Below are 19,680 nucleotides of genomic sequence, written 5' to 3'. Positions count from 1 at the left end.
TGCCCTTGTCTCCCAAAGATGCTGCTTCCACACCCTGATCAGAACCGACCCACCTGGACCCCAGAACTGAGAGACAGCGTGCGAATCTTCACGGATCGTGCTGCTCATTGCTCAGCAGCAGAACCTGGTAGATGGCCACATTGGCCTGGCTCAGCGATCTCACGATCTCCGGCACCATCTGCATCGGTGTGGAGAGGGGCAGGGAGCGGCGGGTGCCAGCAGCCAGCTCCTCGAGATGCTGGGGATCGATGCTGGTGTGAGGCAGTGGCGCCAGGCGGCGAAAGACCTCGGCGCCAGCCCGATCGCCGGAGCCGAGAACGAACAGAATGCGGCGCGGAGTTTCGCTGTAGTCGCGGCTGAGGGCTTCCAGCCGTGGAATGGCGGCTTCATCCATGGCGCTCGCCTTTGGACTCTGTGTTGGCCAAGGGGGTGGCAGCCGGGGCGGAGAGTTCCCGCCGCTTCTCTGGGTTCGGCAGCTGATAGCCCTGTTGCCAGAACAGCCGCAGGCAGGCGTCCACGACGGCTGGGTCGTAGAGGCTGCCCTTGCCGGCCTCGATCGTGGCCAGGGCCGCCTCGATGCCCTTGGAGAAGCGGTAGGGCCGATGGGTGGCCATCGCTTCGACGGTATCGGCAACGCCCAGCATCTGCCCCTCCAGGCCAATCTCCTCCCTCTTCAAACCATTCGGATCGTCACTGCCGCCAAGGCTCTCATGGCGGTGAGGCACGGACTCGGCCACCAGCCAGGGGAAGTGAATCGGCTGTGGTTCTGGCCGAGCAGGCTGAAGGCCAGCTCATCGCTCACTGTCTTGCCGACACAGCGGGCACCGAGCTGCAGCAGCTGCTCGACGCAGACGGCATGGACGGCAGCAGGGGGATGGGAGTTCCTCCAGCTGGGGTTGCCGCAGCTGGTCGTCCAGCCCGCCACATCGATCAGATCCTTCACCGCGAAGCTCAGGCCGTCCAACGGGCCGGAGCCGCTTGGCGGCAGCTCGAAGCGGGCCACGAAGGCTCCGCTCCGGGTGAGGTCGGCGTGGTGTGCCAATGGTGCTCCCAAGGCAGACCCGATCAACACTGCCAATCCGCACCAGCACCGCCGACAGCCTGGCAAAAGCTGCCGGGCTCCACCATCACAGAATGGTTGTCAAGATGGGTTCCGCCGCTCAAGAAGACTCTGGTCTCGATCCTGATGGGCGGACATCCAGGAAGAAAAGATCTCGGCTGGGTTCCACAGGCCAAGTCGCCCCCCGGTGAGCACGTGCTGGCCTCTTCTCATCAAGCGGGGCGTCCACAGTGAGCCCCTGTCTCCATGATCGACCCACCTAGCCTGCTCGACCAGGAGCAGCAATCATCTTCCCCCTTCCGCTCACCCCGTGGGAACTCTGGGGCGAGTGCATCCGTGACAGCGATCTGCCCACCGCTCTCATCACGGGTGGAGTGCTGACGTTGGCCATCCCGCTTGGAGCCCACGGCAGCAAGGCTGGCGGTTGTTGGGCAGTGAGCTGGGGTCTCTCGATGCCCAGGGCAGGGCCTGCCCAGATCAGTCGAGTCCAAGGCGCTGCATGGATTCACTCCTGCGCGATCAGGAGACCTACGCCAGTGATCGGCTGGGGCCACAGCCAGTGATTCAGGCCTTCATGACCTTCACGCAGCAATCGGCGCGAAGGGAAGAACGGTGCCGAGACCGGCCAGGTGCAGGATGAAGGCTGAGCCCATCCCACAGGACAGTTTCGGTCTTGCTCACCAGTCCAGACGGCGACCGCCCGATCAGGCGGGAATGGGTCCATTGGGCCCCCACCGCCGTGCAGATCGGGGGCGACGATCTCCCCTTCGTGGACATCGGTGGCGGCAACCTCCTGCGAATGCTGCAGGTGTTCCCCTGCGACAACATCTGGATCACCGATAACGTGTCCCAGGCCGGTTTCGAGAGCCCGATGCAGATACACACTGGCAGCGTCTGGGGCAACACCTTCTCGGAGTCTTGGATGGACCTGGAGTCAGAATTCATGAACTGGGCGGGATCGTTCCGGTTCGAACCGGCCTCATCGGTCCACACCCTCCAGATCCTGGAGAACGACACCCGGGTGCGCTGGCACATCCACGGCTCCAACCTCAACCTCGACGCAGAGGGCGGCATCGCCAGCATCGTCTTCGCCAAGGCTCGTCTCGACACCAACTGGCAGCTCTGCGAGGAGCAGGGCCACGGGCGGCCGCCGGTGATGGTGCTGTGAACGGCCCGGCGGCCACCGCCCTGGCGGCAACCGCCCGCCTGGCGCTGCAGATTGGGTTGCTGGTGGGGCTCGACCAGCTCGCCCGGGTGTTATCGCCACACCTGCCGCTGGCCCTGCCCTCGAATCTGGTGGGCATGTTGCTGTTGAGCCTGCTGCTGAGCACGGGGCTGGTGCGGGAGGCGTGGATCGGCACCGGCGCGGGACTGTTCAACCGGCACCTGGCCTTCTTCTTCGTGCCGATCGCCGTGGGGCTGCTCGCCTATGCGGCTTTGCTGCGGGAGCACGGACTGGCCCTGCTGCTGGTGATCGGACTGAGCACGGCGGCGGGTATCGCCGCGGCGGGCTGGATCGGTTCCTGGCGCTCGTCGCCGGCCAAGCCGATGGCCTCGCCGTGATGCGTCTGCTGGTCGGGGTAGGGGTGACGCTGGCGGCCTACGGACTCAGCCGCTGGATCGGCCACCGCCATCCCTCCCCGCTCACGGTGCCTGTGCTGCTGAGCACGCCGCTGGTGATGCTGGCCATCACGCTGGGCGGCCTCGGGCTGGAGGGCTACCGCGAAGCCAGCGCCGCGATCACCTGGTGGCTGGGGCCCGCCACCGTGGCGCTTGCGGTTCCCCTGCACCGCCACCGGCAGGTGCTGATCGACCATGGCGCCAGAGTGGTTGGAGCGGTGCTGGGCGGCACGCTGGTGGCGATGCTTACCGGGGTAGGGCTGGCCCGGCTGCTGGGGCTGGCAGCACCGCTGCAGGGGGCGCTCGGGCTCAAGAGCGCCACGGCTCCGGTGGCCATCGCCCTGGCGAACGACGTGGGAGCCGATCCGCCGGTGGTGGCCGGCATCGTGGTGGCTTCCGCACTGCTGGGCACGGTGGTGGGACCGGCCCTGCTCAGCCGGCTGGGGATCCGCAGCCCGCTGGCCAGGGGGCTGGCCCTGGGAACAATTTCCAGTGGCCAGGGAACCGCCCAGGCTCTGCGAGAGGGAGAACTCACCGGCGCGGCGGCTTCGGTGGGGATGGCCCTGGCGGCCCTGGCGGTGGCGCTATTAGCGATGCCGCTCGGCTTCCTGCTGCGGCGCTGACTGGTTCAGACGAAGCTGCCGGGGAGCTTCGTGAGGAAGCTGGGGCATATATTCGTACCCGGTTCTGCCGCTGGACCAGCTCGGTGAGGGCCGGTGGCAGTAGGAACTGCTGCGGCAGCCGCTCGAGATCGAGGGACGTGGGCGGGGCAGCGGATCCAGCAACGAGGGAATCCTTCGGCTGAGCCCAGTGTCTCAGGTGCGACGAGCACCCTGGTGGACCGTGTTCTGGTCAGTCGGAGGTCGGGATCAGCAGGGCGAGCAGGACCAGGCTGGCGGCGAAGACCGCGTTCCCATGCCATTGCCAGCTGGCCCAGGCATGGGCCACGAGCTGCGAACAGAGGGCGGCGCCGAGGTAGGCGGTGAAGAACAGCCAGGTCCCCAGACGGGTGCGGGCGGATGCGTCCAGGGAGAGCACGGTGGTCTGGTGGGCCACATAGGCGCCCTGCACCCCCAGATCGAGGCAGGCCATGCCGATCACCAGGACCGGCAGAGAGGAGGCTCCGAAAGCCAGCAGCAGAAGGCCCACGAGAGCGAACACACAGCCCGCCCGCACGATCCGCTTAGTGCCGTGCCTGTCCACAAGCCGGCCGATCGGCCGGGCCGCGGAGATGCTCACCAGGCCCACCAGCCCGAAGCAGCCGATGGCTGCCGGTCCGAGTCGCCACGGAGGCGCTGCCAGGTGCAGGGCCAGCGCACTCCATGTGGCCATGAAGGCCCCGAACAGAAGCGCCTGCCGCAGACAGGCCTGCCGCAGGGCTGGGTAGCGAAGCCAGAGCTGAAGTTGCGAACGCTGCAGGGCCAGGTAGCCCGGAGGAGAGGCTGGGCGCTGGCGGGGCAAGCGGGTGCGGAACAGGGCCGCCACGGCCACCATCAGAACGGCAGACACGGCATAGATGGTCTTCCAGCCCGCCAGCTCGGCCAGAACCCCGCTGAAGGTGCGCGCCAGCAGGAGCCCGCTGAACTGTCCGCTGAGCAGGGTGCCGAGCACCTGCCCGCGCTGGGATTCCGGGGTGAGCTGGGCGACGAACGGTGGCAGGAGGTAAGGCACCAGGGCAAAGAGGCCCACCAAAAAGAAGGCAGGCAGCAGCTGAGCGAAGTCCGGGGCGATCACGATCGCCAGGCAGGCCACCGCCATGCCGAGGGAGGCCCCCACCAGCAGCCGGCGCCGTTCCAGCCGGTCGCCCAGGGGCAGCAGTAGCAGCAGGCTCGCGGACAGCCCCCACTGGGTGACAGCCGGTACCAGAACCGCGGTGCCGGCGGTCAGGCCCAGAGCGGCGGCGATCGGCGGCAGCAGCGACTGGCTGTAGAAGGGATTGGCCACGCTCACTCCCACCGCCAGAGCCAGCAGGGCAATCGGCGGCAGGGATGCGGGCTGGGAGGGATTCCGGTTCAGGAGCTCACTCCACCTCGAGGATCAGCCGATCGAAGCCGCGGAAGCGATCACCCACGAAGCGATGGGAGGCCGCCTCCTGCCAGTGGATGGCGCTGAAACGCTGCCGGAAGGCCTCGAGCACGGCACGGCCCTGAAGGCGCGCCAGCTGGCGTCCGAGGCACTGGTGCAGGCCCGGAGCAAAGCTCACATGGGGGTTGGGATCCCGCTCGATCCGGAACACCTGCGGATCAGGGAACACCCGCGGATCACGGTTGGCCGCTCCCACCAGGGCCGTGAGCGAGTCGCCGGCGGGGATGGTGTGACCGGCCAGTTCGATCGGCTCGGTGGCCACACTGGCATTGAGGGCCTGGGCGGGTGGATCCCAGCACACAACCTCCTCCAGTGCCGTGTCGAGCAGGGAGCTGTCGTTGCGAAGCCGCTGGAAGGCGGCGGGATGGCTGGCCATCGCCCAGGCGATGGTGCCCACCAGCAGGCGCAGGGTGAAGACGCTGGCGCTGTAGAAGTTGCTCGAAATGAACAGCAGCAGCTGCTCATCGCTGATGGGCCGGCCATGGTGGGGATCGACCATCAGGCGGCTGAGCAGATCGTCCTGGGGACTGGCGCGGCGCTCATGAATGAGGGGCAGGAAGAAACGGCGGTAGATATCGATGGCGCCATCCCCTGCCGCTGTGGTCTGCTCCGTCTGGGTGAGACCCCGAGCTCGCACGAAGGAAGGCACATGCATGAGCACCTCCTGCTGCAGATCGGGTGGAACACCGATCAGCTCGCTGGTGACGGCCACCGGCAGTGGATCGGCCAGCAGGGGCACCAGATCGAAGGCCCTCCCCGGCGAGATCCGATCGAGGCGCTCGGCGATGAAGCGGCGCGTGAAGGCCTCCAGCCCAGGGATGTCGATGCCGCGGAAGGTTTCCATCACGTGGTGTCGAACCTGTGCGTGGGGTTCCCCGTCCATGTAAGGGATGTCGAGCTTCTGGTCATGGAAGAGGTGGCCGCTACCGAGGCGATCGATCAGTTTGTCGAGGTGGCGCTGGCGGCTGCAGCGTGGATCGTGCATGTGTGCCACAGCCTCGGGGTGGCCGAGGATGATCCACATCTGCGGACCTTCACACCAGTGCACCGGGCTTTCTGCAGCCAGGGCGGCATAGATGGGGTAGGGGTCGTGGTGACCCGGCAGGCAGGGATCCTGATGAAAGGCAGAGCGTTCAGCCAGGGTCAACGACATCACAGAAAGCGATAGTGCACAGACCAGAGCCCATCATCACGTCCCTGAGCGCGATTGATCTGCTCCTGACGCACCCAGAGGGCCAGGCTGTTGGAAAGAAGGCCGAGCCGCTCAGCGACGGCACTGCAAGAAGTCCTCGTGCAGGCACAGGTCAATGGCCTCCTGTTTCTGCGGCACCGTGAACCGCCTTGGCCAGCTCATGAAAAACCTGGAGCCCAAGCCTCCGGTGCGGGGGTACCTGTAGGAGCGCCCCGGGGACATGATCCATGTCGACACCAAGCCGCAGGCTTCTCCGAAGGAGTAACAGCTGGCCTGCTTCGAGCCTGTCGGCCATCGGATCACCGGCGACACCACCCGCCTGGCCGTCGCACCGATAGGTGCGCTCTGGCAAAAACGTCGAGGTGCTCGCAGACGATTAGAAAGCCATGCCTGTCGGGTTTCTGGCCCGTGCAGTCGGATGGTTCGAAGAACAGGGGATCACCTGCCAGCGGGTACTCTCGGACAGCGGATCCGCCCACCGCTCCGGTGACCGGCGAAAAGCCTGTCAGGCACTGAAATCTAAAACGCATCCACACCAAGCCCCACACGCCGCAGACCAACGGCAAGGCGGAACGGTTGATCAAGGCACTTCTGGCGCAGTGGGCCTACGTCACCACCTACCAGACCTCAAAGAAACGCAATCATTGGCCGCCTCGCTGCCTGGGGATCTAAAACCGCCGAACATGCCACATCGCTCTCGGTGGCCTCAGCGATCAGCAGCACCTCCAGCAGCTGTTGATCGCTGAATGACCTGGTGAGAAAGCAAACCTTCGCAGCCGTTCTAGATCCTTGCTCCGCTGGGGCCACTGCTGAGGGCCCAGGCCAACCCGCGCGTTGCATGTTCTCGTCTCAGTTCAGTGAACGACTCGTGAACTGAATCAGGGTTCCTGTGAACCCTCTCGGTCAGGAGCCCCTCCAGCTCGTCGCTGAGGGCCATGACGGAGGCATGGATCGGCGCCCACTCAGTCAGTACAGCAAACATCACTAGCGACCTCACACAGCGTGAATCTCGATGGTCACAAGATTGATTGCCAGAAAGGTCCGGGTTGGTGATCCCGTCAGAGAGATGGACGTTTCTGATCAGCTGCAGAGAAGCGGCAAGGTATTCAGTAACCGACGCCGTTCTTCCCATTCTGGTAGATGGTTATCCAACAATGCAATAAATTCTTCGCCATGGCTCGGTACGCGTAGATGGGCGAGTTCGTGGAGTACCACGTAGTCAAGGCATTCTTTTGGCTTCTGAGCCAGTTGGGTATTTAAGCGGATGTTTCCAGATGCCGGATTGCAGCTCCCCCATTGACGTGTCATTGCCTGGATGAAGAGTTTGTTGGCCTGCACATTGAGTCGTTGTTGCCACTTGTCAATCAGGATCGTGGCTTCCTTTCGAAGTTCGCTCCGATACCAGCCAGCGAGAATGGTCTGCCGTTTCTCGGCTGTCGATCCGGGCCGAACGAATAAGACCAGTTTCCTGGGGTGAACTGCAACTTTGGGAGCCGCCTTGACGTTCCGGATTTCCAGCAACAGGCGACTGCCCCAGAGGTGGTGGGATTCCCGCTCAACGACCAGCCTTGGACTTTCTCTCTGTTGCTTCTGAAACCTTGCTTGCTGCCGACGAATCCATGCGAGCTTGCCGATGGCATAAGCCCGCACATGGTCAGCGCTCATCCCCTCAGGGGCCGAGATACGCACGGCGCCGCAGGGAGGAACAACTGAAAGGTGAAGGTGCTTGATCGGCTTGGCGGTGACCTCTACGGACAGGGCTCCGATCAATAGCTGATGACTGGGATAAACCTGGGCCATCAGTACTCGCTCTGGGCCACGAGGATAGGGAATAGCCGCTCCACTTCTTCCGCGTTCTGGAGCAAACCAAAAAGGGCGGCCTTGATCAACTGTTCCTTGGACTGTACGCCGCGCCAGTCATCCGGTCGTATCTGACGCACGGTGCTATCGATGCGTAGTGTCAGTTCGAGATTGCCATTTAGATTATTCCAGAGCGCACGTTTCCCATCGGTATCCAAGGCGGCCGGGCAGTCGTTTGTTGCCTTCTTGACCAGCTGGCGAGCCAGGTCAGCTACACGCCGGAGATACTCCTCATAGGCCTCAGCCTGCTGCTTGCGAAAGCGGATAATGTCATCAAGCAGCTTCGACATCCTGTCGTAGAAGGCCGGGTTGTTGGCATGCTCGTTGTTGATGGTGCGCCGGGCATTGCCCTCGATCGTTTCGGCCACGACCTAGCGATTGACAGCCCCCTTTCCGAACTGCTGCTGAATGGCCTCGGCCACTCCCGTCTTGACGATTAACTCCAGGAGGCCGATATCGTCGAACGCAGAGATCTTGCGAGACAGGTCAGCTTCAATGTAGATATCAATGAGGTAGCGCATGTCGGCTTCATAGGCCTTGAGGTCAAGGTTTTCGCCAGCTCCCAGCCGTATCACCTGCCTCCAGTCCAGGGCCTTGTCGCGCTGGCGCGTGATGCGGGAGGCCTGCTCCGCTGAGTAACGCGCCTCCACCAACTCATTGGCAATGGCGGCATGGGCTCGTGTGAGATCAGCCACCGCCTTGTAATAGGCCATCCGCAGAAGTTCTCGCTCTTGCAGGGATTCGGCGCATTCGGAATTGCCGCAGAAGTGATGCAAGACAGCCAGCTCGTCCATCGGCGGTGCTACAGGCAAAGCAAGAAGTGCCTCCTGCTCCATCGCCTCCTCCAGCCGCTCCCTTGCCTTGGTGAGGCGGTCCTGGAGGAGAACATCGGGATCAGCACCGCCTGCGGAGTGGTCGAGGGCATCGCTGGAATACACCGCAATGGCGTTTTCCACCTTCTTGAAGAGATCCTTGTAATCCACGATGCATCCGTAGGGCTTGTCGTCGCCATCAAGGCGATTCGTGCGACAGATAGCCTGAAAGAGACCGTGGTCTTGCATCGCCTTGTCGATGTAGAGCACGCTGCAGGAGGGGGCGTCGAATCCCGTCAACAGCTTGTCCACCACGATCAGCAGCTTCATCTGGGCAGGCTGGTTGATGAACAGCTGCTTGGCTTGTTCCTCGAAGGTTTCCGTACGGGTCCTTCCCGGCTGGGCTGCGATGCCATCAAGCAACTTGGTGTAGGTGTTGTAGATGAACTGCTTGTCGGTTTCGGTGTTTGTGCCCACCTCTTCCTTGGTAATGTCTTTCGCTTGGGGGTCGTAGGAGGTGATCACGGCACATTTGCCCTTGAGCTCAGTCTGATTGAACAGATCGAAGTAACGGCAGGCCTCGTGGATGCTGGAGGCTACCAGGATGGCATTGCCGCGTTGGCTTGCCAGCCGTGGTTGCACGGAGAAATCAAAGAGGATGTCGGCCACGATCCGGTTCGTCCGTGCTTTGGAACTCAGCACCGACTGCAAGGTGCCCCACTGGCGCTTGAGTTCGCGCTGCTGCCAGGGATTGAGCCGGGCAGTTTTGGCATCAAACCACTGATCCACCTTCTCCTGTGAACTGAGCCTTTGATCGATGTCGCGGGCTTCGTAGACCAGGTCGAGCACGACCTGATCTTCCACGCCTTCGCTGAACTTGTAGGTGTGGATGTAGCCGCCGAAGACTTCCAGGCTGGTGGCCTTGTCTTTCTTGAGCAGGGGAGTGCCGGTGAAGCCGATGAACACCGCCTCCGGCAGCAACGCCTTCATCACACGGTTCAGCTTGCCGCTCTGGGTGCGGTGACACTCATCCACAAAGATGAACAGCTCACCTACTGCTCGACTGGGTTGGGCCTGGAGCTGCTGAAGGAAGGTCTCGAAGTCATCGACTCCACGAACACCGTACTTGTGGACCAGGGAGCAGAGCAGGCGAGGCGTGGGCTTGCCCAAGGCCTGCATCAGATCCCTGCCGCTGCTGGTGCGATGGATGGTTTCGCCCGCGCCACCGAACACGCCTGCGATCTGCGTATCGAGTTCGTCGCGGTCGGTGATGACCACCACGCGGGCATGGGGGTTGGTGGCCAGGATCCAGCGGGCCAACAGCACCATCACAATGCTCTTGCCGCTGCCCTGGGTGTGCCAGATGATGCCGCCTTGGTGGTTGAGCACATGTTGCTGGGCCGCCTTGATGCCGACGTACTGATGCACCCGTGGCAGCTTCTTGATGCCGGCATCGAAGAGCACGAAATCGCGCATCAGCTCAATCAATCAATCTTTTCGGCAGATCTTGAGCAGGTATTTATCGATCTTCAGGCGGCTGTTATCGGCTTCGTCTTCCTTCCAGCTGAGGAAGAACTTCTCCGGTGTGAGGATGGCGCCATAGCGCAGGCCCTCGGTGTCGTTGCCGGCAAAGACCAGCTGGTTGGTGGCGAAGAACCAGGCGTTGAACTGCGGCTGCTGGTTGGAGAGGTTCTGGCGAATGCCATCACCGATGCTCACCCTGCTGCGCTTGAGCTCGATCACGCCGACGGCGATACCGTTCACGTAGAGCACCAGATCGGGGCGCCGCTCTTGATGGCCCTTCAGAGTGACTTCCTCAGCAATGGCGAAGTCGTTGGCCTCAGGTGTCTGCCAGTCGATCAGGGCCACGGTGCTGGTGGGTTGATCGGCGGCGGCCTTGACCTGCACCCCATAGCGCAGCAGGGAGTAGACCCTGCGATTGGCCTCATACAGGCCCACCTGGCTGATGTCGGCGGCAATCCGGAGCTGATAAAGAGCACCGCTGATCTCTGCCGGGCTGTAGCCGCGACGTTGGAGGTAGCCGGTCAGGAGCTCCTCCTCGATGTTGCTGTTGCCAACGCGGTCCTTCCAGTCCCCCAGATAGCGATAGTTCAGTTCCTCACGGAACAGCTTGACGATGCGGTTCTGGGTGACCCGTTCCGGCGTGCTCATGCAGCGGCTAGAGGCTGCGGGGCATCAGGCCCCTGCACCATGGCCTTGCCGTCCTGCCAGGTCACCACGTACTGGCCAAGGCGGCGCTTGCGCTCCAGCTCGGCGGCCACGGCCTGCTGGAGAGCCGTGAGGATCTGCTGATCGCTGGGGGAGAGGGCGGGCTTCATCGGACCAGCGCCAGGAGTTGGGCGTAGAGCCTCAAATGGAGGCTACGGGGAAACCTGTCTTGCGGCACAGCCGCCGCACCACCGATGCCAGATGGAACAAGCCGATGGATGAGGACCATCGGAGTGACCCGGCAGACAGGAATTCCGCCAGGCAGCCTGCTGATTTCCCCACAGCAAGACTAGAATTGATGCAGATGCATCAGATCGATGCCGCTTGTTGATCGCGCGCCTCCAGTGGAGGCTCCAGCGGACCCGCTTACGGATGGCCAGCTCTTGCTCCAGGCGGTACTGCGGGCATCGGACGAGCTCGAGCTGAGCCGCACGGCCCTGGCGCGGGTGCTGGGTCGCGACCGGTCTCTCTTTGCCCGTGGCAAAAGCATCAACCCAGCCTCCAAGACCGGTGAGCTGGCCCTGCTGGTGGTGCGGCTCTACCGCAGCCTGGCGGGACTGGTGGGCAACGACCCTACGCAGATGCGCCACTGGTTTCACACCACCAACAGCCACACCGGAGGTGTGCCGGCCGAGCAGGTGCAGCGTGCTGAGGCACTGGTGGAGATCGTGCACTACCTCGACGCCATGCGCGCCCGGATCTGACCGCAATGGATCTGATCCTTCTCGTTCAGGATGCCCCGGAGGTGTTGCTGACGGGAACGGTGCTGCGGCTGGTGCAACAGCAGGGCATCGATACGCTTGGCCCCCTGGTGGATGACCTGGATCAGCTGGCGCGGCTGGAGGCCCTGGTGGAAACCAGCAAGCCCCCATTGCACTCCTTCCCAACGTCGGCGTCCAGCCATCCGCTGCTCACTACCCCGTTCCGCTATCCGCCCCTGCGGCATGGCTCACGCTTCGGCGGGCGGGAAAGCAGAGGGATGTTCTATGGCTCCCGCAGCCGCGCCGGATCGTTAGTGGAGGGGGCCTACTACGCCCTGCTGTTCTGGGAAGGCATGCAACAACCCCCTCCTACTTCGATCCGTCGCCGGCAGACGCTGTTCTCGGTGTTGATCGACACCAGCCATGGACTTCAGTTGCAGACTCTCGCGGATGACACTGCCCAGTCCACCCTGCAAGACCCACGCCAGTACGGGCCAAGCCAGCGGCTGGGCCAATGGATGCGGGAAGCGGGCATCGAGGCCTTTGAGTACCTGAGCGCCCGTTCCAGGGAGCCTCTGTTGCAGGTGGGCCTCTTCACACCGTCGGCCATGACCTCCACTCCCTTCGATCAGGTGGAGATCACCTGTGAGATCAACAGTGATCACGCCTCTTTCCTGAGTCACGACGATGGGATGGTGCATCGCTTCTCCCGGGAGCTGTTCCTGGTGGATGGGGAGTTGCCGCAGGCTGCGGCCTGAGGGGAGTCCACTCAGCCGGGCATGGGCACACTCAGGATCTCCCGCACCACGTACGTCTTGAAGGCGGCAGGGGTGGTGAAGCAGCGATAGCCAGCAGCACTGGCAATGCCCAATGTTTCTTCCCCTTCGTTGAGCAACACCGCCACCGGTTGGCTGAGCTCCTCCTGGATGCCGTTGGGCCAGGCCAGATCGAAGACGGCCCGCTGCTCACCGGTGTCTGGATCAGCGAAGTCGTAGGCGAGGGTGCCGGGCTGAGACTCCGTGGCCCACACCAGAAGGCCATCGACGAGGTGTCGCTTGTACAGCGAATCGAACAGCCCCCGCAGCTGATCACGGTTCCAGACATAGCCCCGCTGGAACTCGGGCAGGGCTATGTGGCCGTTGTCGATGTGGTCGAGGATAGTGGAGATCTTCATTTCAGCCGCGTCCTGCCGGTAAGCAGCTCTTGCATCATCCCCTGCTTGAGCACGCGGGCATTTTTCGCAGCGGGCTTCCAAGTCTAATAGCTCGGAGTCCATGTCAGAGAGGACGGTGGCGATGGCGGTTTGCTCATCCTGGGATGGGAGTTCTACCTCAACGAGGTTGAGGGATTCCTTATTGAGCGTGTATCCTTTTACAGCCTGCTTGCCGTAAAGTGAGAAGTCTGTCCGGCCAAGTGCATAGTAGAGATAGTCAGGATTGGCAGTCAGCCGGTTGAAGCTGCAAATTGCTTCATTAGTAAACAGGTCACAGCCAGCAAAGCAAAGACGACCAATTGAGAGCTTGAAGCTCATGAGTAGTGTGCCCTTGCGCACGATTGACATGAGAGCAGCAGCAATCTCTGTAATTTGCTCCTTAGACTCAGACACCACTTTCTTTTGCAAGTCTGCGATAGATAGCCAAGGGTGACCCGAGCCCCACATTCTTTCGTCAAGGCGTGAGGGCGTTCGTCCCATGCCAATCTCACAGATCTCCCCCAGCCTTTTCACCTCCCACTCCCCCTCAAACCCCGGCAGCCGCCGCTTGCCGGTGAGCAGCTCCTGCATGGCGGCCTGTTTGATTTTCGTTTTCTTGTCGATTAGCTCGCCAAACATCAAGATTTGATCTTCAATGTCTTGGAGGGCTTCACCTGCGGCCTCTTGCTCTCTAAGAGGTGGCAGGGGAATGGGGAACTCACGCACATCTCTGCCAGTAATATTGGGATCCTTTCGGCTGCTGCTTGCAACCGATTTCCAGTATTCAACTCTAAAGTTGAGATAGTTCAGTAGAAGCCTCGACGATAGCCTGCTTTGGTCTGGGCGAATAGCCGTTAGGGCTTGGTTAATTGTCGCATCCTTTGTGAGCATGCCCGTACGCCCGATCTGGTTAAATCCCCCATACATCGCAACGAGCACGGATCCACTTGGATACAGCCGTAGCGAAGTTTGCTGAAGAGCACTTGGTGTTACGCACTCATCTGTTTCGAGTATCGAAGAGTTGTTGAGGTCTAGCGTCTTCACCCATAGAGTGGTCCCCCGGTCGAAGTATTCCTGCTGTTTGGCTCTTGGGGGTGTTGCTCCAGAGGACGTTTCAGCCACGTCACCTATATGCACGCAATCCCACCCCTCCGGGATCACCCCCACTTCCGTCTGCTTGTAGCCCGGTTTCAGTTCCATGCGAACCCCATCCGCTCCAGATGCCCGGCCACCCGCGCCTCCAGTTCATCCACGAGCTGGCTGATCGCCGGTAGCGCCTCGCCGTAGCGTTCGACCAGCTCCTTGAGGCGGCTGGTGAGGGCCTGGCTCACCCGTTCCACTTCTGCGGCCACCGCCTGCTCCAGGCTGGCCAGCCACTTGCCCTCCACCACCAGCTCTCGCACGTCGAGCTCGCTGAGGCCGTCGTAGAGGCTATAGGCAAGGTCGTCGAGCTCGGCCTCGGCGGCCTTGAGGGCACGCTTGGTCTTGAGTTCGTCCTCCGACAACAGCAGCCAATCCCGCAGGGCAGCCAGCTCATCCGCTGCTTCCGGATCACGGTGCATCTCCTTGATGCGGGCGCTCACGTTTGCCTTGTTGAGTTTGTCCAACTCGGCATAGAAGCCCCCGTCGCCGCCGTGTTCCTCCTCCAGCTCCGCCAGGCGGCTGCTGGTTCCCTCCAGTTCGCTGCGGAGCCCCTCGACCATCTCCAGCTCGTCGGCAAGCAGCTGCCGCACCAGCAGCTCCTTGGGCACCAGATCGCAGGCCCAGCCCTTGTCTTTGCTTCTGCCATTTTTGCCTTTCTCCAGCAGCCGGTAGGGCGTGGCTCGCCAACCGTCGGCGCTGATCGCATACACATCGTCTTGCATCGATTGGGCCCACTGGTCGAGCAGCAGCTGGTACACCGCATAGGCATCGATCAGCGGCTGGTCCTGGTAGTCGATCAGCAGGTCTTCGCACAACTCGCGGATCACCGCCTTGGGGTGGCAGCCCGGCTTCAACCTCAGCAGCAGGCCTGCCGCTGCCTGATACCGCCAGGCCGCAAAGTGCTGGGCCATGTCCGCCAGGAAGCCGGCGAACTGGGGATGGGCCGTGATCGTGGCCTTGAGCTCCGAGGGCGCCACCGCCAGCTCCAGATAGCCAGGCCGTAACGGGCGGAACAGGGCCTCGCGCAGCTGCGGGCACACCTGCCAGTAAGCCTCCAGAGCGTCGATGTCGCGCTCGGGGATGCCGCCGTGCAGGTGGGCCTCGATGTCCTGCAGGTCTTCCGGTTCAGAACTGTCGATATAGCGGGGCAGATTGAGGTTGTAATCGTGTCCGGCGATCTCCTCGTTGGGCACGAAGCGTGCGTAGCCCGGCACCTCCAGCTGACGGGTGAACACATCCACGATCTTGTGGATATCGCGCTCACGCAGGCGGTTCTTGGGGCCATCCTTGATGAAGCCCTTGCTGGCATCCAACAGGAAGATCCCCTCCCGGCTGCCCGCCTCCCGCTTATCGATCACCACAATGCAGGCGGGGATGCCAGTGCCATAAAAGAGGTTGGCCGGCAGTCCGATGATCCCCTTGATCAGTCCGCGCTGCACCAGGTTCTTGCGGATCTCCGCTTCGGCATTGCCGCGGAACAACACCCCGTGGGGAAGGATGCAGCTGCCTCGGCCTGTGCTCTTGAGCGTGCGCACGATGTGGAGCAGGTAGGCGTAGTCGCCCTGTTTCGCCGGAGGAATCCCGAAGCCAGCAAACCGACCGTAGGGATCCTTCGCTGCATCGAGGCCGGTGCTCCAACGTTTGTCGGAGAAGGGCGGATTGGCAACCACGAAGTCGAACTGCTTGAGCTGCTCCCCCTCGGTGAGCTTCGGGTCGGCGATCGTGTTCCCCTGCCAGATGGTGGCAGTGGGATTGCCGTGCAGGATCATGTTCATCCGCGCCAGACCGCTGGTGGCTGCGTCTTTCTCCTGGCCGTAGAGCGTCACCGGTGTGCGGGCCTGAGCGGCCACCTTGAGAAGAAGCGACCCCGATCCGCAGGTGGGATCACACACTGTGGTGTCGGCCGAGGTGGCCTCTTTCTCGATCTCCAGCACCTAGGCCTTGATGCGGCTCACCTCGGCAGGCGTATAGAACTGCCCTTTGCTCTTGCCGCTCTCGCTGGCGAAGTGGCGCATCAGGTACTCATAGGCGTCGCCGAGGATATCGTCGTCATCCGCCCGGTTGCTTGAGAAGTTGAGCTCTGGCTTCTCGAAGATCGCGATCAGGTTGGTGAGCCTCTCCACCAACTCCTTGCCGCTCCCGAGCTTCGCCTGGTCGTTGAAATCGGGAAAGTCGCTCTGGCTGAGCTGCTGGTTGGCAGCCACCAGCGGGGCGATGATCTCCTTGTTGATGCGGTCGCCGATTTCCACCTTGCCCTTGAGGGCCACCATGGCGTCAAAACACGCACCCTCCGGGATCACCAGAGGCGCATAGGGCTGGCCGGCGTACTTGTCGCTGATGTACTTGATGAACAGCAGCACCAGCACATAGTCCTTGTACTGGCTGGCATCCATGCCGCCACGCAGCTCATCGCAGCTGGCCCAGAGGCTGGAATAGAGCTCGGATTTACGGATGGCCATGGTTCAGGCCGCCTCCCCTTGGGCGCTGGCCAGCATGGCTGGGGGGATGTCGTCCAGCCAGCCTTGCCGCGAGAGGCGTTGCAGCCGGCGGCTGGGTTCCTGCACCTTCTCAAGACAGCGCATCACAGCAGGCAGAAGCGCAGGGGAAGGCATCGCCAGGGAGAAGGGCATCACGATCGCCCCCACCGTATCGGCGGAGCTTTCGCCAGGGGAACGATGCTGGCCAGCGGGCCTCTCTGAGGCTGGAATCTGTTTTTTGACTGCCTGGGCCACTTCAGCCGGCCCCACTGGCGCCGGGGCCACAGGCAGATCGTGCTGCATGGCGAGAAGCGCCAGATGCGGCGGATGCAGTGGTTTCAGCCGGTGGACGTAGGCCTTGGCTAAGCCGCTCTGACAGATCGGAGTGTCATCGCGATCCTGGTGTGGGTTCTTCTGTGTCCATGCCCTCTCAGCTCAGGCCTCCTCCGGTAGTCGTTGCAGCCCTGCAGTTGCAGGTGACCCTCGACGGCATCGAGCCCCCCATCTGGCGCCGTCTCTGGGTGGAGGACACGATCACCCTGGGGCGGCTGCATGAGGTGCTGCAGATCGTGATGGGCTGGCAGGACTACCACCTGCATCAGTTCATCACCGGTCAACGCTTCGACGACCAGATCTTTTACACCCCGCCCTGGGATGACGGTTTCGGCGATGACGCGTTCATCGCCCGGCAGCGCGACGAAACCCGCGTCAAGGCCCGCACCATCCTTCCCCTGGTGGGCGATTCCGTCACCTATGCCTACGACCTGGGCGACAGCTGGGAGCACACCCTGCTGCTGGAGAAGGTGGTACTGGTCAATCCGATGGAGCAGTGGTTGCCGTGGTGCATCGACGGTTGCCGCGCCTGCCCGCCTGAGGACGTGGGCGGCAGCGGCGGCTACGGCAGGTTCCTTGAGGCGACTGCTGATCCCAGTCACGAGGATCACGCCAGCCAGGTCGAATGGGGCGGCGACTTCGATCCGGAGCGTTTTGACCGCAAGGCTGTGAACACTGCCCTGTGGTGGTGGGCCAAGGCCCGCGGCCGGCACCGCAAGCTCCGCCCAGACCTCAGTGATCGCTGATCAGCCTGTCGCAACTGCGGATCAGGTCCAGCGTCTGGCGTGCTTCCCAGTTGTCTGGCTCGCGCTTGAGCAGTTGCTCCAGCTGCGGCACTGGCTCCTCCCGTAAGGAGATCGCCATTGCCGGCAGTGGATTGCTCTCAGGTTCAGGCATCAAAAGATCCACCAGGATCTGATGGTTCCAACGATGGCTGTTGCCGCCTCTCCACATACCCAATTGCCCACACCGCCGGGGCGATACCGGGAGGCACCAGCCGCCGGTAGGCCTCGCTGGCCAGGATCTCCTTCACCGCTTCCCCGAGCAGCTCGTTGGAGCGGCTGCCGGGCAGGCGGTGACTCAGGGTCTGGTGGATCCGCAGCAGATACCAGGCACTGCCATCGAGGCCGGCATTGAAGCGTTCCCAGCTGTGGGGATCGTGGCGGGCATCGAGCACCATGTCGCGGGCGTTGTGGGCCTTGTCGGCCGCCGTCACCCGCAGGGAGCCGTCGCTCTTGTGCTCCAGGCCCGCCACATAGCGGGTCTTGCGCAAGAGCCAGGGTTCCTTTGGGGCACCTGGCGCCACTGGCCCCTGGGTGTCGGTGCAGTCGCGCACGATCCCGGCTACCTCCTCGCCAAAGCGCTCGGCGATCGCGCCGTGGCTCTGACCCGCGTCTTCGATCGCGTCGTGCAGCAGGCCGGCGATCGCCTCGTTTTCGCTGCCGCCGTCTTCCCAGACCATGCCGCTCACGGCGATCAGGTGGGAGATGTAGGGCACACCCTTGCCCTTGCGGGTCTGGTAGCGGTGCAGCTGGGCGGCCCAGAGCAGGGCCTCGCTGTAGCGCTCACTGTGGGCTGGGGGTTGATGTGTCATGGGTGAATCCGGATGGGTGAATCCGGTACTGATGGGCTGAAGCAGCGGCGTCAATGGGCTTCTGGGCTGATGCGCTCCAGCAGCTCAGTCAGGAACGCGTGGCTGCAGTCCACCGACGTGGCCCAGTTCTCCGCCTCGCTGAGTCCGGAGCTGCGTGTGGGCTTGAAACTGTGGTCGCCGCAGGGGATCCACTGCAGCCGCACCTGGGGCGAGAGGCTGTAGGTCGCCACCTCTTCCGGACGGCCAAATGTGTCGCGCTCCCCCTGCAGGATCAGGGTGGGGGTCTGCAATGCAGCCAGGTGCTCGGTGCGCTGCTGCTGCGGCTTGCCCGGCGGATGGAAGGGATACCCCAGGCAGAGGCAGCCATGCACCCCGCCGCTGGCGGCCTGTTCGTCCACGAGCAGGCTGGCCACCCGACCGCCCATCGACTTGCCGCCGATGAACACCGGCCGGCCCGGTTGCTCCGTCTTCTCGAGCCGCACCTGCTGGCGGAACGCCTCCAGCAGCAACGGCATCCGATCGGGTCCCTGACGGCGGCCTGTCTCGCGTCTGCGGGCCATATACGGAAATTCAAAGCGCACCACGCGCCAGCCCCATTGCGCCAGACCACTGGCCATCGCCTCCATGAACGGGCTGTCCATCGGCGCACCGGCTCCATGGGCCAGAAGCACGGTGGCTGCCGCCGCATCGGGACCATCAATCAACCGCGGTGCGTTGGCAGGGGCCTCGTTGTTCATGGCCCCATCCTGGCGGCGCCTCTGTCATTGCCCAGAGACCAGATTCCGCAGATCAAAGACCTTCTGGCTGAGTCGAGCTGGACGGACCCATCGCCCGCTGAGGCATAAACCCCTATTGCCCTGAACCTCCACCCGTCCGATTCTGACTCCATCGACACCCGGGAGGCTCCAGCGCATGGAAGACACCCCACCTGAGCAACCGTCAGGAGTGAGCTGACGATCCGGCCCCTGCTCCAACACTCTCGACGGATCACTGACGTTCCTGGCGTGTAGCCAAGTCGCCGTCCATTGCACCGCCTCAGGTGCCCCGGACCTAACGGAACGTCCCGATAGACACCTGGCCCCAGGTGCCAGCGTCAGCAGCTCCGCCCACAACTGAAAACACCCTGATCTGACAACGATCAACCGACCGCGCAGCTGCGCCCGACCCCCTTGGGACGGCACCACAGCTGAGCAGACAAAGCCCGGGGCCAGCGTCCGGGCTTTGTTGTGGGCTGAGCTGTCCCTAGGAGTTTGTCGCCCAAAACCAGCAGCGCCAGCGAGCCAAGCACGTGCTGAACCAATGGTCTTGGTTATCGGCATCTCAATGCCGGTGTTTCCGGCCAATCGTCGGCTGCAGCAGGCACCGGCAGCCAGAGGGGCTGT

General features: G+C 63.0%; 21 protein-coding genes and 1 pseudogene. 6 read left to right on the top strand and 16 right to left on the bottom strand.

The features are described 5' to 3' along the window. Positions 1-88: 88 nt before the first annotated feature. Genes KQ310_RS06340 through KQ310_RS06330 form a run of 3 tightly spaced genes read right to left on the bottom strand, consistent with a single transcriptional unit; the run spans position 89 to position 1,054 of the window. Entirely contained in the window at positions 89-394 is a 306-nt protein-coding gene (locus KQ310_RS06340; RefSeq protein ID WP_259720927.1) for a hypothetical protein, read from the bottom strand. Further along, positions 387-725, bottom strand: coding sequence for an HD-GYP domain-containing protein (locus KQ310_RS06335; RefSeq protein WP_399237796.1), 339 nt, complete (start codon positions 723-725; stop codon positions 387-389). Before KQ310_RS06335 ends, KQ310_RS06340 begins: the two co-directional genes overlap by 8 nt. Next, a complete protein-coding gene (locus KQ310_RS06330) occupies positions 674-1,054 on the bottom strand; it encodes an amidase family protein (protein ID WP_259720925.1) in 381 nt (126 codons plus the stop codon). The genes KQ310_RS06335 and KQ310_RS06330 overlap by 52 nt, the downstream gene beginning before the upstream one ends. 679 nt (positions 1,055-1,733) lie before the next feature. Here KQ310_RS06330 and KQ310_RS06325 point away from each other — a divergent pair. Genes KQ310_RS06325 through KQ310_RS06315 form a run of 3 tightly spaced genes read left to right on the top strand, consistent with a single transcriptional unit; the run spans position 1,734 to position 3,303 of the window. Further along, positions 1,734-2,228: a hypothetical protein gene (locus KQ310_RS06325; RefSeq protein WP_259720924.1), complete on the top strand. Its 495-nt coding sequence runs from the start codon at positions 1,734-1,736 to the stop codon at positions 2,226-2,228. Then, a complete protein-coding gene (locus KQ310_RS06320; RefSeq protein ID WP_259720923.1) occupies positions 2,225-2,623 on the top strand; it encodes a CidA/LrgA family protein in 399 nt (132 codons plus the stop codon). The genes KQ310_RS06325 and KQ310_RS06320 overlap by 4 nt, the downstream gene beginning before the upstream one ends. Beyond that, a complete protein-coding gene (locus tag KQ310_RS06315; RefSeq protein ID WP_259720922.1) occupies positions 2,623-3,303 on the top strand; it encodes an LrgB family protein in 681 nt (226 codons plus the stop codon). The genes KQ310_RS06320 and KQ310_RS06315 overlap by 1 nt, the downstream gene beginning before the upstream one ends. Positions 3,304-3,532: 229 nt before the next feature. Here the strand turns inward: KQ310_RS06315 and KQ310_RS06310 are convergent, their stop codons facing one another. From KQ310_RS06310 to KQ310_RS06280, 7 genes are all read right to left on the bottom strand, one after another. Further along, positions 3,533-4,636, bottom strand: coding sequence for an MFS transporter (locus tag KQ310_RS06310; RefSeq protein WP_259720921.1), 1,104 nt, complete (start codon positions 4,634-4,636; stop codon positions 3,533-3,535). A gap of 64 nt (positions 4,637-4,700) precedes the next feature. Further along, positions 4,701-5,918, bottom strand: coding sequence for a cytochrome P450 (locus KQ310_RS06305; protein WP_259720920.1), 1,218 nt, complete (start codon positions 5,916-5,918; stop codon positions 4,701-4,703). 1,119 nt (positions 5,919-7,037) lie between these two features. Next, a complete protein-coding gene (locus KQ310_RS06300; RefSeq protein ID WP_259720919.1) occupies positions 7,038-7,757 on the bottom strand; it encodes a M48 family metallopeptidase in 720 nt (239 codons plus the stop codon). Continuing rightward, a complete protein-coding gene (locus KQ310_RS06295) occupies positions 7,757-8,185 on the bottom strand; it encodes a hypothetical protein (protein WP_259720918.1) in 429 nt (142 codons plus the stop codon). Before KQ310_RS06295 ends, KQ310_RS06300 begins: the two co-directional genes overlap by 1 nt. Positions 8,186-8,188: 3 nt before the next feature. Then, entirely contained in the window at positions 8,189-10,105 is a 1,917-nt protein-coding gene (locus KQ310_RS06290) for a type I restriction endonuclease subunit R (RefSeq protein ID WP_259720917.1), read from the bottom strand. 12 nt (positions 10,106-10,117) lie between these two features. Continuing rightward, positions 10,118-10,801 carry a type I restriction endonuclease gene (locus KQ310_RS06285; RefSeq protein WP_259720916.1) on the bottom strand — a complete coding sequence of 228 codons (684 nt, stop codon included), beginning with the start codon at positions 10,799-10,801 and terminating at the stop codon, positions 10,118-10,120. Next, on the bottom strand, positions 10,798-10,968 hold the full coding sequence (locus KQ310_RS06280; RefSeq protein WP_259720915.1) for a hypothetical protein: 171 nt from the start codon (positions 10,966-10,968) through the stop codon (positions 10,798-10,800). The genes KQ310_RS06285 and KQ310_RS06280 overlap by 4 nt, the downstream gene beginning before the upstream one ends. 273 nt (positions 10,969-11,241) lie before the next feature. On the opposite strand from KQ310_RS06280, the gene KQ310_RS06275 reads away from it, so the two are divergent. Both KQ310_RS06275 and KQ310_RS06270 read left to right on the top strand, forming a co-directional pair. Next, entirely contained in the window at positions 11,242-11,562 is a 321-nt protein-coding gene (locus KQ310_RS06275; RefSeq protein ID WP_259720914.1) for an MbcA/ParS/Xre antitoxin family protein, read from the top strand. 5 nt (positions 11,563-11,567) lie between these two features. Next, positions 11,568-12,317, top strand: coding sequence for an RES family NAD+ phosphorylase (locus KQ310_RS06270; RefSeq protein WP_311134709.1), 750 nt, complete (start codon positions 11,568-11,570; stop codon positions 12,315-12,317). An 11-nt stretch (positions 12,318-12,328) separates the two neighbouring features. On the opposite strand, the gene KQ310_RS06265 is transcribed toward KQ310_RS06270, so the two are convergent. The 3 genes and pseudogenes from KQ310_RS06265 to KQ310_RS06255 form a co-directional block, all read right to left on the bottom strand. After that, positions 12,329-13,951, bottom strand: a complete 1,623-nt coding sequence (locus KQ310_RS06265; RefSeq protein ID WP_259720913.1) for a restriction endonuclease subunit S — start codon at positions 13,949-13,951, stop codon at positions 12,329-12,331. Continuing rightward, positions 13,942-16,353 (bottom strand): annotated as a pseudogene (locus tag KQ310_RS06260) (N-6 DNA methylase). The gene KQ310_RS06265 and the pseudogene KQ310_RS06260 overlap by 10 nt, the downstream one beginning before the upstream one ends. 3 nt (positions 16,354-16,356) lie before the next feature. Beyond that, positions 16,357-16,674: a hypothetical protein gene (locus KQ310_RS06255; RefSeq protein ID WP_259720912.1), complete on the bottom strand. Its 318-nt coding sequence runs from the start codon at positions 16,672-16,674 to the stop codon at positions 16,357-16,359. A gap of 119 nt (positions 16,675-16,793) precedes the next feature. On the opposite strand from KQ310_RS06255, the gene KQ310_RS06250 reads away from it, so the two are divergent. Further along, positions 16,794-17,450 (top strand): plasmid pRiA4b ORF-3 family protein, encoded by a 657-nt coding sequence (locus tag KQ310_RS06250; RefSeq protein WP_259720911.1) that lies wholly within the window; start codon positions 16,794-16,796, stop codon positions 17,448-17,450. On the opposite strand, the gene KQ310_RS06245 is transcribed toward KQ310_RS06250, so the two are convergent. From KQ310_RS06245 to KQ310_RS06235, 3 genes are read right to left on the bottom strand one after another with little or no spacing between them, the layout of a single operon-like run. Continuing rightward, positions 17,437-17,601, bottom strand: coding sequence for a hypothetical protein (locus KQ310_RS06245; protein ID WP_259720910.1), 165 nt, complete (start codon positions 17,599-17,601; stop codon positions 17,437-17,439). The two genes, KQ310_RS06250 and KQ310_RS06245, sit on opposite strands and share 14 nt — an antisense overlap. Further along, positions 17,594-18,298 (bottom strand): HD domain-containing protein, encoded by a 705-nt coding sequence (locus KQ310_RS06240; protein ID WP_259720909.1) that lies wholly within the window; start codon positions 18,296-18,298, stop codon positions 17,594-17,596. The genes KQ310_RS06245 and KQ310_RS06240 overlap by 8 nt, the downstream gene beginning before the upstream one ends. Positions 18,299-18,348: 50 nt before the next feature. Further along, positions 18,349-19,035: an alpha/beta family hydrolase gene (locus tag KQ310_RS06235; protein ID WP_259720908.1), complete on the bottom strand. Its 687-nt coding sequence runs from the start codon at positions 19,033-19,035 to the stop codon at positions 18,349-18,351. Between the last annotated feature and the right edge of the window lie 645 nt (positions 19,036-19,680).

Origin of the sequence: Synechococcus sp. CS-1328, assembly GCF_025128095.1 — a bacterium.
In the GTDB taxonomy this organism is placed as follows: Bacteria; Cyanobacteriota; Cyanobacteriia; order PCC-6307; family Cyanobiaceae; genus CBW1002.
This window is presented reverse-complemented; position numbering and strand designations above follow the sequence as displayed.